Below are 15,750 nucleotides of genomic sequence, written 5' to 3'. Positions count from 1 at the left end.
TTCTTTTTCGGCTCCGCCCCCTGTCCATCTGCGAGAAAACAGCTATGTTTCACGCGCGATCCGAACGGGGGCGATATGGCCGAAGCACTTGCCGAAGAGACAGAGCGCGAGGAAGAGGATTATCGGCTGAGCGGGGAGCTGGTCGAGGAAATTCTCGATGCCGTCGAACAGGAAGATGCGGAGCGGTTGAGCGAGCTGCTCGAGCCGCTGCACGCCGCCGACATCGCCGACCTTATCGAACAGGTCTCCGGCCACGAGCGGCGCGAAATCCTGCGGCTCTGGGGCCGCCAGATCGACGGCGAGATCCTGACGGAGATCGACGAAGGCATTCGCGAGGAAGTTCTCGCAAGCCTGCCGCCGGAAGTCCTGGCCGACGCGGTGCGCGAGCTCGACTCCGATGACGTCGTCGACCTGATCGAGGACCTTGAAGAGCCGCAGCAGGAAGCGATCCTCGGCGCTCTCGACGAGACCGACCGGGCCGCGGTCGAGAAATCGCTGGGCTATCCCGAATATTCCGCCGGTCGTTTGATGCAGCGCGAGGTCGTGACCGCGCCCGAGCATTGGACAGTGGGCGAGACGATCGACTTCCTGCGGAAAGCGAAATGGCTGCCCGACCAGTTCTATCACGTGACCCTTGTCGATCCGGGGCACCACCCGATCGGAAATGTCACCTTGGGACGAATCCTGTCGGCCCCGCGTGCCTCGAAGCTGACCGATATCTGCGAGGAGGAATTCCGCAAGATCTCGGCCTATCAGGACGAGGGCGACGTGGCCTACGCGTTCAACCAGTATCACCTGATCTCGGCCCCGGTCGTGGACGAGGATGACAGGCTGGTCGGCGTGATTACCATCGACGACGCGATGTCCGTTCTCGACGAGGAACACGAGGAAGACATCCTCCGCCTCGCCGGTGTGGGCGACGAATCCGCGATCTCGGATACCGTTCTGGAAACCGTACGTCAGCGCCTGCCGTGGCTTTTCGTGAACCTGCTGACGGCGATCCTCGCCTCGGCGGTGATCTCGATCTTCGAGGGCACGATCCAGCAACTTGTGGCGCTGGCCGTCTTGATGCCGATCGTGGCTTCGATGGGTGGCAATGCGGGCACGCAGACCCTGACGGTCGCGGTGCGGGCGCTGGCGACCCGCGACCTGACCGACAGCAACGTCTGGCGCGTCGTGCGACGCGAAACCATCGTCGGGCTGCTGAACGGTCTCGCCTTCGCGGTAGTGATGGGCGCGGTGGCCGCCTTCTGGTTCTCGGGCGCGCAGCTTGGCATTGTGATCGGCTTGGCGATGGTCATCAATCTCGTGGTGGCTGCCTTGTCGGGCATCCTGATCCCGCTCGCGCTGGAGAAGCTTGGCGCTGACCCGGCGCTGGCCTCGGGCACGTTCGTCACGACGATGACCGATGTGGTGGGCTTCTTCGCCTTCCTCGGCCTCGCCTCCGTCGTGTTGCTATGAGCAAGGATCTCGCGCGCAAGGACGCTTTCGCGGCGCGCAGAGCCGCCCATGCCGCCGATGAAGGGGCCGCGACCCGCGCGCTGACGGCGGCGCTGGAGCCCTTCGCGGGCAAGGTGCTGGCGGGCTATTGGCCGATCCGGACCGAGCCCGATCCGCGCCCTGCGATGATCGACCATGGCGGGCCGCTCTGTCTGCCGGTTGTGGTGGAGCAGGCGCAGCCCCTGGTCTTTCACCGCTGGACACCCGAGACCGAGATGATCGCGGGCGCTTTCGGGGCGCATGTTCCGGCGGAAGGCGAGGAGATCACGCCCGAGGTGCTGATCGTCCCGTTGCTGGCTTTCGACGCGCACGGCTTTCGGCTGGGCTATGGCGGCGGTTTCTACGACCGCACGCTGGAGGGGCTGCGCGCCCGCGGCCCCGTCACTGCGATCGGTTTCGCCTTTGCCGCTCAGGAAGTTCCGCAGGTGCCCACCGAGCCGACGGATCAGCCGCTCGACATGATCGTGACCGAGGTGGGCATCCTACATTTCTGATTAGCCCATCCGCTCGGAGGCGTAGGCGCCGGGCGAGGCGGGGAAGACAACCGTCTTGTTGTCGTTCAGGAACACCCGGTGCTGCACATGGGCGTGGATCGCGCGCGACAGCACCTGCGCCTCGACGTCGCGGCCCAGCGAGACGTAATCCGACGGGCTCTGCGCATGGGTGATGCGCACGGTGTCCTGCTCGATGATCGGGCCTTCGTCGAGATCGGCGGTCACGTAATGCGACGTCGCACCGATCAGCTTCACGCCACGCTCATAGGCCTGCTTGTAGGGGTTCGCGCCCTTGAAGCTCGGCAGGAAGGAGTGGTGGATGTTGATGATCCGGCCGGACATTTTCTGGCACAGCGCATCCGACAGAATCTGCATGTAGCGCGCCAGAACGATAAGTTCCGCACCCGACTCATCGACCACGTCGAGCAGGCGCTTCTCTGCCTCGGGCTTGTTCTCCTTCGTCACCTTGATGTGGTGGAAAGGCAGGTCATGGTTCACGACGACCTTCTGGTAGGTCATGTGGTTGGACACCACGCCCACGATCTCGATCGGCAGCGCGCCGATGCGCCAGCGATAGAGAAGATCGTTCAGGCAATGGCCGAAATTCGACACCATCACCAGAACCTTCATCTTCTCGCGCGAGTCGCGCACGGCCCAGTCCATCTCGAACTCCTTGGCGACCGGCTCGAATGCAGCGCGGATCGCGTCCGCATCCTTGCCTTGCTCCGAGACGAAGCTCACGCGCATGAAGAACTGACCGGTCTTCTGGTCGTCATATTGATGCGAGTCGGTGATGTTGCAGCCCTGATCGGCCAACACATTCGCGATCCCCGCGACGATCCCCCGCGTGGAGGGGCAGGCAACGGTGAGAACGTAGGCGTCGGCAGTCTGGGTCATGTCGCATCCCTTTTGATCTTTCGCCCGGTTTCCTAGCGTGCCGGGGGTGGGGACACAATCACCCCGTGTCAGGGGAGGAGCGCGGGAGAAAGCGACGGCGTTGCGGTGAAAAGCGGCATCGCGTCGGGGGCGAGGCGCGCGGAGTCAGGCTGCAGCGTTTTCGCGCTGTGTGCCGCGCAGGGATTCGATCTCAAGGAAAACGCTGGAGACCTCGGGATGGGCCTCGTGGATTTTCTTCTGAACCTCCTCGACCGCGTGGAAGATCGCCTCGGGCGACAGGCCTTTTTGCATTTTCAGTTCGATATTCACCAACACCTGCTCGGGGGCGAAATGCATTGTCAGAAGCCGTTTGACCTCCGCGACTTCGTCGAAACCGGTCGCGATCTCCCGGATCGATTTGCGCACGTCGCGGTCGGCGGCTTCGCCCATGATCAGCGCGCGAGTCTCGTAAACCAGAATGATGGCGACCACGATCAGGATGAGCCCGATCACGATCGAGGCTGCGCCGTCGAAGAACGGGTTCTCGAAGGTCACCGAGAGATAGACGCCAAGCGCTGCAGCGAGGATACCCAGAAGCGCCGCACTGTCTTCGGCGACGACGACGAAGATCGACGGATCCTTGGAGCGGCGGAACGCCTTGAAATAACCTTCCCCCGGTTTGCGTTGCTTCAGGAGCTGGCGGATCGCGATCACCCAAGAGGTGCCCTCGGCAAAGAACGCCACGAGCAGGACGCCGTAGTTCCAGATCGGCTTCTCGATCGGCTCTGGATGCTGGATATGGACCATGCCCTCGTAGACAGACAGCCCGCCGCCGATCGCGAAGAGCAGCATCGCGACAACGAGCGACCAGAAATACAACTCTTTGCCATAGCCGAACGGATGTTTCTCGTCCGGCTCCTTGCGGCTGCGCTTGTGGCCCAGAAGCAGCAACCCCTCATTGCCGGTATCGACCACCGAGTGGAACGCCTCCGCCAGCATCGACGAACTGCCCGTGAACGCCGCGGCCACGAATTTCGCGATGGCGATCAGAAGGTTTGCTGCGAGCGCGCCATAGACGGCAATCGGCTTTTCTTCGGAGGCTTGGGCTTCGGCCATGAACGGAATCCTGGATCGGGGCGCGAGACGGGGAGGAACGACCTCGCGCCGGTGTCGTCGTGCTGGATCAACACGGTGCGGGCAGGCCGGTTCCCGAACCGCCCGCGTGCGAGGTCAGATGCCGCAGCCGATCGCCTTCGCGAAACTCGCGGGCGAGGTGTCGTCAGCGAGGCGTCTCCATGCCACGGTTTGCTTGGGCGTGACCGAGAGAGACAGCAGACCCGACCAGTCGAAACTGGCGACGATCATCTCCGGCCCGGCGCCGCAATCGCGCAGGCCGCCCATGATCGTGTCCGAGCCGAAGTGGTGATTGGTGAATCTCCCGCCCGCGAAGCTCGGGTGCAGCGCGCCGTTGCGATATTCGAAAATCCGCAAGACGCCCAGCCGATGCGGCGCGTCGATCAGCGCGATGTCGCGATGCCCGTTGTCATCGAAATCCGCGACGCCGATGGGCGCGAGCCAATGGTTCGGCTCTCCCACGAAATCGGTCGCGGCGAGGAACTTCGGTTTGCCGGATTTTACCGTGAGCACGAGGAGCCGCGAACCCAGCCGGAGATGCGATTGCACCACGATCACCTCGTCGGTCCCGTCGCCGTCGAGATCGCTCAGGCGTGGTGCCGTGTCCTCATAGACGAGATCGGGATCGAGGCGCAGGTCATAGGTCAGCGTGCTGTGGCCTGAGAAGAGCGCCTTGGCGTCGCCTGCCTTGCGGGTCACGTCGATCTGGAGATTCGCGAATTCATGCTCGGGGCCGAGTGCGTGGTGACCGTAGCGATCCGTGGGCTCGGTGAACCGCGCGGCGACCGACATTTCGGCCCGTGCGGGCAGGGCGGCAGCGGTGACCAGCGCAAAGGCGAGGGTCACCGCGCGGCGCATCAGATCTGCTTTTCGGGAAGGTTGACGATCAAGCCGTCGAGTTCGTCTGTGACCTTGATCTGGCAGGTCAGGCGCGAGGTGACGGGATCGGGTTCGTACGCGAAATCAAGCATGTCTTCTTCCATCGGATCGCGCGGAGGCAGTTTCTCGATCCAGTCCTTGTCGACATAGACGTGGCAGGTGGAGCAGGCGCAGGCGCCACCGCAATCGGCGTCGATGCCGGGCACGCCATTGTCGCGCGCGCCTTCCATCACGGTCATGCCGGGCTTCACGTCGATCTCGTGACGGGTGCCGTTGAATTCGACATAGGTGATTTTCGCCATAGCTCGGGGCCTCTTGTTCGTGATCAAAACGCGAATGCCGGCGGGGCCGGTCGCAAGTGATCTAAGCTGCTTTCGGCGATTTGGCCAGAGGTGGGCGGTCACGGGCAAGGGATTGCCGCGGCGTGGATATTGGCTACTCTGCGCGCCGAGGCAGGCGGAGACGAGAATGCGGCAGATCGCTGAAAACTTCGGCACGGCGCGTGCGATGCTGGTCGCGCTGGGTGTTGCGATGGGGCTGGCGGGCTGTCAGCCCGGCACGCAGGGGGCGTACGCTACTCCGAAGGACCTGCCCGCCAAGACGCTCGCCCATGTGCTGCAAAGCCGTCCGTCCGCTGATGATGCGCGGGGCTGCTTCACCGAACTCAAAGGCCCTGCCAAGGTCGAGACGGTGACTGGACAGGTAGAGGTGATCCCCGAACAGCGCGATCCGAAGACCGGCAAGGTCACGCAGCCCGCGATCTACCGCGAATTGAGCGGCCAGAAGCTCGTCGATAGCGGCAAGCCGCGCTATTTCGAATCCGTTTGCTCGGAGGATCTGACGCCCGCTTTCGTTGCGATGACCCAGCGTGCGCTGGCGCTGCGCGGGCTCTATTCCGGCCCCGCCGACGGAAAGCTGGACCCGGCGACGGGCCGCGCGATCGCGGCCTATCAGGCGCCGCGCGGCCTCGACAGCCCGACGCTCTCGGTGCGCGCAGCACAGGAACTCGGTCTCTATATCTGGTCGGACTGAGCCCTCTCACGCCGCCATCGCGGCGCCGCACAGCCCTCTGCGCGGGCGGCGGGGTTGTGCCGGTCGGCGGAACCGTCTCTAACCGGGGATCAAGGGATCAGGGGGCACCATGCGAAAGTTATTCGGCAGTAACCTGCGCTTCATGCGCGACAACGCCCGCTGGCTCGGCGCGGGTTTCCTGCTGACGCTGTTCTCGTCCTTCGGGCAGACTTTCTTCATCGGCCTGTCGGGCAATGATATCCGGGCGACTTTCGGCCTGTCGGGCGGCACCTTCGGCGCGCTCTACATGGTGGCGACGCTGGCCTCGGCCTCGACGTTGCCCTTCCTCGGGCGCACGCTCGATCTGATGCCCGGCTGGAAGGTGGTGCGCTTCACCATCCCGCTTCTCGCGCTGGCCTGTGTCGGCATCACGCTCGCGCCGAACCTGATCTTCCTGACGCTCGCGATCTACATGCTGCGGCTCTTCGGGCAGGGCATGATGACCGAGATCGCTTTCACCGAGATCGGTCGCTGGTTCGTCGCGAGCCGCGGCAAGGCGATGTCGCTGGTCGTTCCGGGCCAACCCTTCGGCTCCGCGGTGTTGCCGGTTCTCGTGGTGTTGGTCGCGCAGGCGAGCGGCAACTGGCACCTCGCATGGTGGCTCTCGGCGGCGCTGCTGGTGATGATCGCATGGCCGCTCCTGATGCGCCTGATGCAGGTCGAGCGGGTGCCCAACGCCACCGAGGTGCAATCGAGCGCATCGGGCACAGCGCGCGACTGGACCCGCGCCGAGGTGATCCGCGATCCGGTCCTCTACATGCTGCTGGCAGGGCTGCTCGCACCGCCCTTCATCGGTACGGTGATTTTCTTCCATCAGGGCTACCTGACGGAGTTGCGCGGCTACTCCCCGCTCGCCTTCGCCGCGGCCTTTCCGGTGATGTCGGCGGCCACTGTGGGCTTCGGCTTTGTCTGCGGCGGGCTGATTGACCGGTTCGGCGCGCTGCGCCTGCTTCCATTTGTACTGGCGCCGCTGACGCTGGCCTCGCTGACGGTCGCGCTCGTGACGCCGGTCTGGGGCGTCTATGTCTTCATGGGCCTTCTGGGCATGTCGAACGGGTTCACAGGGACGCTCATGGGCGCGCTCTGGCCCGAGGTCTACGGCGTGAAAAACCTGGGCGGCATCCGCGCGATCATCGTGGCCTCGATGGTGCTCTCGACCGCAGTGGGGCCCGGGATCACCGGCGTGCTGATCGATATGGGGGTGGAGCTTCCGACCCAGATGCTGGGCATGGCGCTGTGGTGCGTGATCGCCGCCGGAAGCCTGACCATTGCCGCCCGCCGGGTGCAGGCGCGCGAAATGCAATGAAAAAGGCGCCCTGCGGGGCGCCTTCTCATTCGTCTTGAACGGTGCGGATCACTCCACGGGGAGTGCCACGAAACGCGGCTCGCCGGCGCGGCGGATCAAGAGCAGGATCGACTTGCGCCCGGCCTCTTTCGCCGCCTGCACGCGCTCTTCGAAATCGCCGACCGCGGAGACAGGTTTCTGTCCGACCTCGGTGATCAGGTCACCGACACGCAGGCCCTTCTCGAAGGCCGAGGAAGTCTCGTCGATCTGCTTGATGACGAGGCCGTTCGCTTCTTTGGTCAGGCCCATCTCGGTGCGCAGGTCATCGGTGAGCGGCGTCACGGTCAGGCCGAGCATGTCCTTCTCGACCTCCTGCGGCGCCTGAACGGCTTTCGGGGGCTGCTCGCCCTCGGCGGCCTCACGGCGGCCCAGCGTCACCAGAAGCGTCTTGGTCTCTCCATCGCGCAGCACGGTCACGCGGACTTTCTCGCCCACCGGAGCATCGGCCACGCGGCGCACCAGATCGCGGGTATTCTTGACCTCGCCGCCATCAAACGAGGTGATCACGTCGCCCGACTGGATACCGGCTTCCTTGGCGGGGCCGTCCGGCACTTCCGAGACCATCGCGCCTTCCGGCTTGGGCAGGCCCATCGCCTCGGCCATGTCGGCGGTGACGTCCTGGATCTTCACGCCTAGCCAGCCGCGCCGAGTCTCGCCGTATTCCTTGAGCTGTTCGACAACCTTCTGGACCACGTTCGATGCCATCGAAAAGCCGATCCCGATCGAGCCGCCATTGGGCGACAGGATCGCGGTGTTCACGCCGACGACCTCACCTTCCATGTCGAAGAGCGGGCCGCCCGAGTTGCCGCGGTTGATCGCCGCATCGGTCTGCAGGTAGTCGTCATAGCTGCCCGAGAGCTCGCGGTTGCGTGCGGAGATGATCCCGGCCGAAGCGGAGAAGCCCTGGCCCAGCGGGTTGCCCATCGCCATCACCCAGTCGCCCACCCGCACGGCGTCGCTGTCGCCGAAGGCCACGAAGGGCAGGGGGGAGTCGCTCTCGACCTTCAGCAGAGCGATGTCGGTTTTCGGGTCGGTGCCTACGAGTTTCGCATCGAGCCGCTTGCCCGAAAAGAACTCGATCTCGATCTCGTCTGCATCTTCGATGACGTGGTTGTTGGTGACGATGTAGCCGTCTTCCGAGATCACGAAGCCCGAGCCGAGCGCGTTCGAGCGGCGCGGTGCGCCCCGCCCGTTCGGGCCATTTGGCCCGTTCGGGTTCGGCAGGCCGAAATCGCGGAACAAATCCTCGAAAGGCGAGCCGGGCGGAAAATTCGGCATGTTGCCGGTCGGTGCGGCCACCGTGGTCGAGGTGGTGATGTTTACCACCGAATTGGACACCTGATCGACAAGTTCTGCAAAGCTTTCGGGGGCGGCGCGGGCATAGGCCGGCGCGGCCAGCGGTGCGAAGGCGAGCGCGACGGCAAGCGTCGCGGCGCTGAATCCGGCGCGCAGAGTCGATCCGGGTCCGGTGAGGAAATTCATGTAGCTCTCCCTTGCTTCGCCGGTCCGGAGGCCGGCGCGATGCTCTCTTTGAGTTGAAATGTAGGAGCAGCGAGGGACGAAGGGAAGTTATTCGCCAAAATTCACGACAGGAAATTGCGTCGCAGGGGGGGCGAAGCGGGCGCTCTCTTGCGCCTAAGATGCGGGGAACTGAGCGGTTATCCGAAGACGCGCAGCGCCCAGAGGATCGCCACGCCCGCTGCCAGAGTCGCAAGGCCAAGCGTGCGCCGCTGCCCCGCCGACATGGCGCGCAGCGCGTCCAGCGCCTGCTCGATACGTGAAGGGGCCAGCGCAAGCGCCAGCCCCTCGATCACAAGGACCAGTCCCAGACCGGTCAAAAGCATCGCCATCACTGGCCGACCTGGCTCGCAGATCCGTTGCCCCGGCTTGCACCGGTTTCGGGCCCCGGGTTCTCCCCGATCGAGCGCAGGAAGCGCCCGTAATCGAAGTAGAGGCTGTCGGGCTGCGTCACCAGCGAGGAAGTCTGCGTCTTCATCGACTGCGCGTAGAATTGCAGCGCGCGGACGAATGCGAAGAACTGGCGATCCTTGCCATACGCATCCGCATAGACCTTGTTGGCCTGCGCATCGGCTTCGCCGCGCACGATCTCGGCCTGCTTCTTGGCCTCGGACGTGACCTCGACCGCAGTACGGTCGGCGGTTGCGCGGATGCGCTGCGCGGCCTCGGCGCCGCGGGCGCGCTCGTCGGCGGCCTCGCGCTCACGCTCTGCCCGCATCCGGCCATAGGTGGAGGCCAGGTTCTGCTCGGGCAGGTCGGTGCGGGTCAGACGCACGTCGATCACGTCGACGCCCAGCGAGAGCGCCTCGCGCCGTGCTAGATCGCGGATCCGGTTCATCAGCGGCGTCCGGTCGTCCGACAACACCGCCGTCGAGGGGACCGAGCCCAGAACTTCGCGGATCGCGTTGTTCAGGATGCCATCGATGCGGCTCTTGGCGATCTGCTCGCCGCCCCCGCCCACGGCTTCGCGGAATTTCACCGCATCGACAATGCGCCAGCGCGCGAAGGCGTCGACAACGAGACGGCGGTCGTCCTCGGGTGTGACTTCGAGCGGCTGCGTGGTGAGGCTCAGGATGCGGTCGTCATATTTGACGATCGTATCCACGATCGGGATCTTGTAACCGAGACCCGGCTCCGTCTTCACCTGCTGCACCTCACCGAAGCGCAGCACGAGTGCTTTTTCACGCTCGTCCACCACGAAGACCGAGTTCAGCCCGAGGAAGATCAGAACAACGAGAACGGCAATTGCGATAGGTCCGCGCATCAGTTGCTTCCTCCATTGTTGGCGGTCGATTTGGTGGTGCTGGGCGCCGAGCTGTTCGACGTCGAGCTGGAGTTCTTGCGCAACTGGTCGAGCGGCAGGTAGGGCACGACCCCACCGGCGCCGTCCTTGGTGTCCACGACAACCTTGTCCACATTTTGCAACAGCTTGCCCATGGTCTCGTAGAACATCCGGCGCTTGGTCACTTCGGGCGCTTTCTCGTATTCCGTCAGGATCGAGTTGAAGCGCGCGGCGTCACCTTCGGCTGCGTTCACGATCTGCGCGCGGTAGCCTTCGGCCTCTTCCTTGACCTGAGCGGCCTCACCACGGGCACCTGCCGTCACCTTGTTGGCATAGGCGTCGGCCTCTTTCTCGAGACGGTCCCGCTCCTGCTGCGCGGCCTGCACTTCGCGGAAGCTGTCGATCACCTCGCGCGGCGGATCGGCGCGGTTGAAGTTCACGCGGACGATGTTGATGCCCGCATCGTAGCTGTCGAGCGTCTTTTGCACCGCCGTGCGCAGATCGGCCGCGATCTCGCCACGCGCGGTCGACAGGATCGGCGCGAGGTTCGAGCGCGCGATGATGTCGCGCATCGCGGATTCGGAGACCGCGCGGATCGTGTCCTGCGGATCGCCGAGGTTGAACAGGTATTTCGCCGGATCGCTGATGTTCCAGACCACCTGGAACTCCAGATCGACGATGTTCTGGTCGCCGGTCAGCATGAGGCCGGTATCGTTCGTGCCGGCACGGCCGGAGCCGATATCAACGGTCTGTTCGCGGGTCACCGGAACCTTGGTGTAGGTGAGGAAGGGCCACGGCGCGAGATTCAGGCCGGGGCCCTTGGTCGCGTGGTATCGCCCGAACATGAGCTCCACCGAGCGTTCTTCAGGGTTTACCTTGTAGAGCGAGGAGCCGAGCCAGATAGCCACCACGGCCACGAGGCCTATGATCACGGCGATCTTGGTCGGGAAGGGGGGCTTGCCGCCTCCGCCGCCATTGGGACGGTTGGGGCGATTGCCGCCGCCCTTGCCGCCCATCAGCACGCGGAGCTGCTCGGAGCCCTTGCGCATGAATTCCTCGATTTCGGGGATCTGGCCGCCCTCACCGGGACGTCGCTGACCGGGGCGTTTGTCTTCGCGGTCGTCATCGCGGTCGTCGCCGCCACCGCCTCCGCCGCCCCAGGGGCCTCCGTTGCTCATATGCTCCTCACCTTTCCGTTATCTTCTCGGACAGTTGGGTATCTTTTCCGTGATTTCAATAATGTCTTACCGGGTTCCGCATGGTCACGAGCTCTTCGCCCATCGTCGGGTGGACCGCGCAGGTCGCGTCGAACTGTTCCTTGGTCGCCCCCATCTTGACGGCGATGCCGACCATCTGGATCAATTCGCCCGCTTCGGGCGCGACGATATGGCAACCCAGCACGCGGCGCGTTTCGCGACACACGATCAGTTTCATCAACACACGCGCGTCGGACCCCGCAAAGCTCGAGCGCATCGGCCGGAAGCTGGAGACGTAGACCTCGGCATTGCCGCGCTCCTCGGCCTCTTCCTCGGTGATGCCGACGGTGCCGAATTCGGGCTGGGTGAAGACGGCGGAGGCGACCAGTTCGTGGTCCGAGCGCCGGGCGTTCGCGCCGAAGACGGTATCGGCGAAAGCGTGGCCCTCGCGGATCGCGACCGGGGTCAGGTTGATGCGGTCGGTCACATCGCCCACGGCGAAGATCGAGGGCACGTTGGTCTGCGACCATTGGTCGACCATGACCTCGCCGCGCTCGCCCAGTTCCACGCCTGCTGCTTCGAGGCCGAGCCCCTCGGTGTTCGGCGTGCGACCCGTCGCGTAGAGCACCGCGTCGAACTCGTCCTCGCGCCCGTCGCCGCAGGTCACTTTCAGGCAGTTCTCGGTCTTCTCGATCTCGGTGATGACGACATGGGTGTGAATTTCGATGCCGCTCGCCTGCATCTGGTCGACGATCAGGTCGCGTGCCTCGCCGTCGAAGCCGCGCAGCAGCGGCGAGCGGTTGTATTGCGTGACGTGCACGCCCAATCCGTTGAGGATGCAGGCGAATTCACAGGCGATATAACCGCCGCCGACGATCAGGATGCGCTCAGGCAAGGTGTCGAGCTTGAAGATGTCGTTCGAAGTCATCACCAGGTCGCAGCCCGGGAACTCGGGTACGAAGGGCCGTCCGCCGACCGCGACGAGGATGTGCTTGGTGGTGATCTTCGTGCCATCGGCCAGCGTGACCTCATGCGGGCCCGAAACCGTCGCGCGCTGGTCAAAGACCTTCACGCCCGCGTTTTCCTGTCCCCGGCGGTAGATCGCTTCGAGCCGGTCGAGCTCCGCATCCAGCTTGCCGCGGAACCCGGGCCAGTCGAATTGACCTGCATCGGCGCTCCAGCCATAGGCGCGCGCCTCCTCGATGGCCGCCGGCGCGGTGGAGGCGAAGACCATCAGTTTCTTCGGGACGCAGCCGCGAATGACGCAGGTGCCGCCCATCCGGTATTCCTCGGCCAGCGCGACGCGCGCACCGTGACCGGCGGAAATCCGGGCCGCTCGCACCCCGCCCGAGCCGCCGCCGATGACGAAGAGATCATAGTCGAAGCTCATGGGAGGCCTTCCTTCCTTGTGGTCCTTGCGCATTGGCTTAGCGGTCCATGCGCTCAGGAGCAAGGCGGGGGAGGGAGGGGGAGGCGCGCGGAACGGGGATGCGGCGCAGCTTTGCATCCCCGGGCGCGCGCCGCGCGGATCAATCCATGTCGCGGAAGATATTCTCGTCCTCGGCGAACTCGATGGTCTCGTTGGCGACCGTGCCCTCATTGATGTCGCGGATCTCGACCTTGCCGTCGGTGCCGCCGATGATGACCTTGTCGCAGATGTCGATGAAGAGGCCGTTCTCGACGACGCCGGGAATCTGGTTCAGCACCAGCGCCAGCTGACGCGGGTTGCCGATGCGGTTGAGATGCAGATCGACGATATAATTGCCCTCGTCGGTCACGAAGGGCTGCTGACCGTTCAGGCGCAGTGAAGTCTGGCGGCCCATTACATCCATCGAGTCCAGCAGCTCCTCGATCAGCGCGCGGGTGACCTGCCAGCCGAAGGGGACGACCTCGACGGGCAAGGGGAAGGCGCCCAGATGGTTCACTTCCTTGGAGGCGTCGGTGATGACGATCATCTGGTCCGACGCGGTGGCGACGATCTTCTCCTGCAGCAGCGCGCCGCCGCCACCCTTCACCAGGTTCAGGTCGGGGTCGAATTCGTCCGCCCCGTCGATCGTGATGTCGAGCCATTTCGCCTCGTCGAGGGCCACGACCTTGATGCCGACCTGACGCGCGAGATCGGCGGTGCGGGTCGAGGTGGGCACCCCGATCAGTTGCAGGCCTTCATCGCGAATACGCTCGCCAAGGCAGCGTACCATCCAAGCGGCGGTCGAGCCGGTGCCGAGGCCCACGCGCATCCCGTCTTCGACGAAGTCAACGGCACGGCGGGCGGCGGCGAATTTCGCCTTGTCGATCGGGGAGAGGTCGGCAGCCATTTGGCACTCCATTCATGGGCAGTCTGAGTTGCCGACGCTTATAGGCAATCCGGGGCGTTCAGGCGAGGGCTTTGTCGATCCGTGCTAAGCGCAGGAGGAATTGTCGCATCCCGCCCGCCATCAGCCGCGCGGCATCGGATCGGGAGTCGGTGCCGTGCCTGAACCGCGAAGGCGTGGTCATTGCCGAGCGTCCTTTCGCCCGTCAGGTTGCGCGAAACTCCTCCATGTCGCGTCAACGATGTTGCTTTTGCGCGTGACGGGGTCGTTTTGGGGCTGTTGGTCGGCGGGCGAAACCGGCAGTCTGGGCCTAAATCAGGGCAGGGAGGTCGCATGTTTCTGAGCGTATTCGACATCTTCAAGATCGGCGTCGGGCCGTCCTCGTCGCATACGATGGGGCCGATGGTGGCGGGCGCGCGGTTTCTCGACGCGCTCCGGGCCTCACCCTTCACCGCGCATGGGGTGCGGGTACGGCTGCACGGCTCGCTCGCCTTTACCGGCAAGGGCCATGCGACGGACCGCGCGGCGATCCTCGGGCTCGCGGGCGTTGTGCCCGAGAGCTACGATAACGATCTGGCCGAGAAATTGCTGGCCGCGAATGCGCGCGATCACCTGTTGAAGCCTGACGGATTGCCGCCGCTGGCCTTCGACCCCGAGGCCGATCTGATCTTCGACTACGACACGTCGCTGCCCGGCCACGCCAACGGCATGGTGATCGAGGCGCGCGACGCGCAGGGCGACGTGTTGATGCACGAGGTCTATTACTCGATCGGCGGTGGCTTCGTGCGCACAGAAGCCGAACTGGCCGCGGTCGACGATGCGGCCCGCGACGCGCCGAGCCCGGTGCCGTTTCCCTTCAAGACCGCCGAGGAAATGCTGGCGATGGCCCATGCCTCCGGGCTGAGCATCGCGCAGATGAAGCGGCGCAACGAGGCGCGCTTCCGTGGTCCGAAGGAGATCGACGAGGGTCTCTCGAAAATCTGGGTCACGATGCGCGATTGCATGGAGCGCGGATTGACGAGCGAGGGCGAATTGCCAGGCGGGTTGCGGGTCAAGCGCCGTGCCAAGGCGATCCATGAGAGCCTGAAGGCGGATTGGGGCCAGAACCTCGCTCCGCCGCATCAGATCAACGACTGGATCTCGGCCTATGCGATGGCGGTGAACGAGGAAAATGCCGCCGGCGGGCAGGTCGTCACTGCACCTACGAACGGAGCGGCGGGTGTGCTGCCTTCGGTGATCCGCTACTGGCTCGATCATGTGCCTTCCGCATCCTCCGCGAAAATCCCCGATTTCCTGCTGACCGCGGCGGCGGTCGGCGGGCTGATCAAGACCAACGCGTCGATCTCGGGCGCCGAATGCGGCTGTCAGGCCGAAGTCGGTTCGGCGGCGGCGATGGCGGCGGCGGGACTGGCCGCCGTGCTGGGAGGCACGCCTGAGCAGATCGAGAACGCGGCCGAAATCGCGCTGGAGCACCACCTCGGCATGACCTGCGATCCGGTAAAGGGGCTGGTGCAGGTGCCCTGTATCGAGCGCAACGGTCTGGGCGCGATCAAAGCGGTGTCGGCGGCTTCGCTGGCGCTGCGCGGAGACGGCACGCATTTCGTGCCGCTGGACGCGGCGATCGAAACGATGCGCCAGACGGGCCGCGACATGCACGAGCATTACAAGGAAACGAGCCTGGGTGGGCTAGCGGTGAACGTGCCGAACTGCTGAGGATGCATTATCCGTGCTGAGGGCCTCGCCCGATCGCGGGTGGGCGCTCACGCGATAGGTGGCGGGTACTTAATCGTGCCATTTCTCCCCAAGACCGAGCGCGCGCAGGTTGCGCGAAAGCGCCCTGGGGGGCGGTCGGGCGCGGCCCGGGATGGTCGCCCGGGCGGGCCATCACTTCGAGGGAAGCCACCAAAACACGCTCCCCCTTGACTTTTAGCGCCATCACGCGCATTTAGCCCACATCGCCGCGCTGCCGCGTGAGCAAGCCGCGCCCGAGAGAGGCGCACCGGCGATACCTCCCGAGTTCCCATTCACGCAGGGTTCTGACACGCGAGACCGGACCACGCGGGACTAGCCCGCCTGTCCCGAGGTCTGCGTCAACCTGCGCTCCGGACACTCCCGTCCGGGCTGATCGCCGTGCGTATCCCCG

General features: G+C 64.9%; 16 protein-coding genes. 5 read left to right on the top strand and 11 right to left on the bottom strand.

Features of this window, described 5'->3' with window-relative positions; translation table 11 throughout:
• The first annotated feature begins 75 nt into the window (after window positions 1-75).
• Together mgtE and B6V74_RS02840 are read left to right on the top strand one after the other, a co-directional pair.
• Window positions 76-1,461, top strand: a complete 1,386-nt coding sequence (gene mgtE, locus B6V74_RS02845) for a magnesium transporter (RefSeq protein WP_075776115.1) — start codon at window positions 76-78, stop codon at window positions 1,459-1,461.
• The gene (locus B6V74_RS02840; RefSeq protein WP_088721902.1) at window positions 1,458-1,994 is read left to right on the top strand and encodes a 5-formyltetrahydrofolate cyclo-ligase; all 537 of its coding nucleotides are present in this window, start codon (window positions 1,458-1,460) and stop codon (window positions 1,992-1,994) included. The genes mgtE and B6V74_RS02840 overlap by 4 nt, the downstream gene beginning before the upstream one ends.
• Here the strand turns inward: B6V74_RS02840 and purU are convergent, their stop codons facing one another.
• The 4 genes from purU to B6V74_RS02820 all read right to left on the bottom strand — a co-directional run bounded on the left by purU (window position 1,995) and on the right by B6V74_RS02820 (window position 5,185).
• Window positions 1,995-2,891: a formyltetrahydrofolate deformylase gene (gene purU / locus B6V74_RS02835; RefSeq protein WP_075776113.1), complete on the bottom strand. Its 897-nt coding sequence runs from the start codon at window positions 2,889-2,891 to the stop codon at window positions 1,995-1,997.
• Between the two features lie 144 nt (window positions 2,892-3,035).
• Window positions 3,036-3,986: a cation diffusion facilitator family transporter gene (locus tag B6V74_RS02830; RefSeq protein WP_075776112.1), complete on the bottom strand. Its 951-nt coding sequence runs from the start codon at window positions 3,984-3,986 to the stop codon at window positions 3,036-3,038.
• Window positions 3,987-4,100: 114 nt separating this feature from the next.
• Entirely contained in the window at window positions 4,101-4,862 is a 762-nt protein-coding gene (locus B6V74_RS02825; RefSeq protein ID WP_088721901.1) for a VCBS repeat-containing protein, read from the bottom strand.
• A complete protein-coding gene (locus B6V74_RS02820) occupies window positions 4,862-5,185 on the bottom strand; it encodes a 2Fe-2S iron-sulfur cluster-binding protein (protein WP_075776110.1) in 324 nt (107 codons plus the stop codon). Before B6V74_RS02820 ends, B6V74_RS02825 begins: the two co-directional genes overlap by 1 nt.
• Before the next feature lie 166 nt (window positions 5,186-5,351).
• On the opposite strand from B6V74_RS02820, the gene B6V74_RS02815 reads away from it, so the two are divergent.
• Both B6V74_RS02815 and B6V74_RS02810 read left to right on the top strand, forming a co-directional pair.
• Window positions 5,352-5,915 (top strand): peptidoglycan-binding domain-containing protein, encoded by a 564-nt coding sequence (locus B6V74_RS02815; RefSeq protein ID WP_088721900.1) that lies wholly within the window; start codon window positions 5,352-5,354, stop codon window positions 5,913-5,915.
• Window positions 5,916-6,024: 109 nt separating this feature from the next.
• On the top strand, window positions 6,025-7,260 hold the full coding sequence (locus tag B6V74_RS02810; protein ID WP_088721899.1) for an MFS transporter: 1,236 nt from the start codon (window positions 6,025-6,027) through the stop codon (window positions 7,258-7,260).
• A gap of 48 nt (window positions 7,261-7,308) precedes the next feature.
• Here the strand turns inward: B6V74_RS02810 and B6V74_RS02805 are convergent, their stop codons facing one another.
• The 7 genes from B6V74_RS02805 to B6V74_RS19195 all read right to left on the bottom strand — a co-directional run bounded on the left by B6V74_RS02805 (window position 7,309) and on the right by B6V74_RS19195 (window position 13,791).
• Window positions 7,309-8,781 (bottom strand): DegQ family serine endoprotease, encoded by a 1,473-nt coding sequence (locus B6V74_RS02805; protein ID WP_077701157.1) that lies wholly within the window; start codon window positions 8,779-8,781, stop codon window positions 7,309-7,311.
• A gap of 176 nt (window positions 8,782-8,957) precedes the next feature.
• Window positions 8,958-9,149 carry a DUF2065 family protein gene (locus B6V74_RS02800; protein ID WP_075776108.1) on the bottom strand — a complete coding sequence of 64 codons (192 nt, stop codon included), beginning with the start codon at window positions 9,147-9,149 and terminating at the stop codon, window positions 8,958-8,960.
• Window positions 9,149-10,084, bottom strand: coding sequence for a protease modulator HflC (locus B6V74_RS02795; RefSeq protein WP_077701158.1), 936 nt, complete (start codon window positions 10,082-10,084; stop codon window positions 9,149-9,151). The genes B6V74_RS02800 and B6V74_RS02795 overlap by 1 nt, the downstream gene beginning before the upstream one ends.
• Window positions 10,081-11,277 carry an FtsH protease activity modulator HflK gene (gene hflK / locus B6V74_RS02790; RefSeq protein WP_075776107.1) on the bottom strand — a complete coding sequence of 399 codons (1,197 nt, stop codon included), beginning with the start codon at window positions 11,275-11,277 and terminating at the stop codon, window positions 10,081-10,083. Before hflK ends, B6V74_RS02795 begins: the two co-directional genes overlap by 4 nt.
• Before the next feature lie 55 nt (window positions 11,278-11,332).
• Window positions 11,333-12,685 (bottom strand): glutathione-disulfide reductase, encoded by a 1,353-nt coding sequence (gene gor, locus B6V74_RS02785; RefSeq protein WP_088721898.1) that lies wholly within the window; start codon window positions 12,683-12,685, stop codon window positions 11,333-11,335.
• Window positions 12,686-12,824: 139 nt separating this feature from the next.
• Window positions 12,825-13,610, bottom strand: coding sequence for a ribose-5-phosphate isomerase RpiA (rpiA, locus tag B6V74_RS02780; RefSeq protein ID WP_075776105.1), 786 nt, complete (start codon window positions 13,608-13,610; stop codon window positions 12,825-12,827).
• A gap of 58 nt (window positions 13,611-13,668) precedes the next feature.
• Window positions 13,669-13,791, bottom strand: coding sequence for a hypothetical protein (locus B6V74_RS19195; RefSeq protein ID WP_255415015.1), 123 nt, complete (start codon window positions 13,789-13,791; stop codon window positions 13,669-13,671).
• 149 nt (window positions 13,792-13,940) lie between these two features.
• On the opposite strand from B6V74_RS19195, the gene B6V74_RS02775 reads away from it, so the two are divergent.
• Window positions 13,941-15,320, top strand: coding sequence for an L-serine ammonia-lyase (locus B6V74_RS02775; protein ID WP_088719032.1), 1,380 nt, complete (start codon window positions 13,941-13,943; stop codon window positions 15,318-15,320).
• The last annotated feature ends 430 nt before the right edge of the window (window positions 15,321-15,750 follow it).

Origin of the sequence: Thioclava sp. F42-5 (genome assembly GCF_002213195.1) — a bacterium.
Classification (GTDB): Bacteria; Pseudomonadota; Alphaproteobacteria; order Rhodobacterales; family Rhodobacteraceae; genus Thioclava; species Thioclava nitratireducens.
The sequence above is the reverse complement of the archived record's forward strand: the minus strand, read 5'-3'. Positions and strand labels throughout refer to the sequence as shown.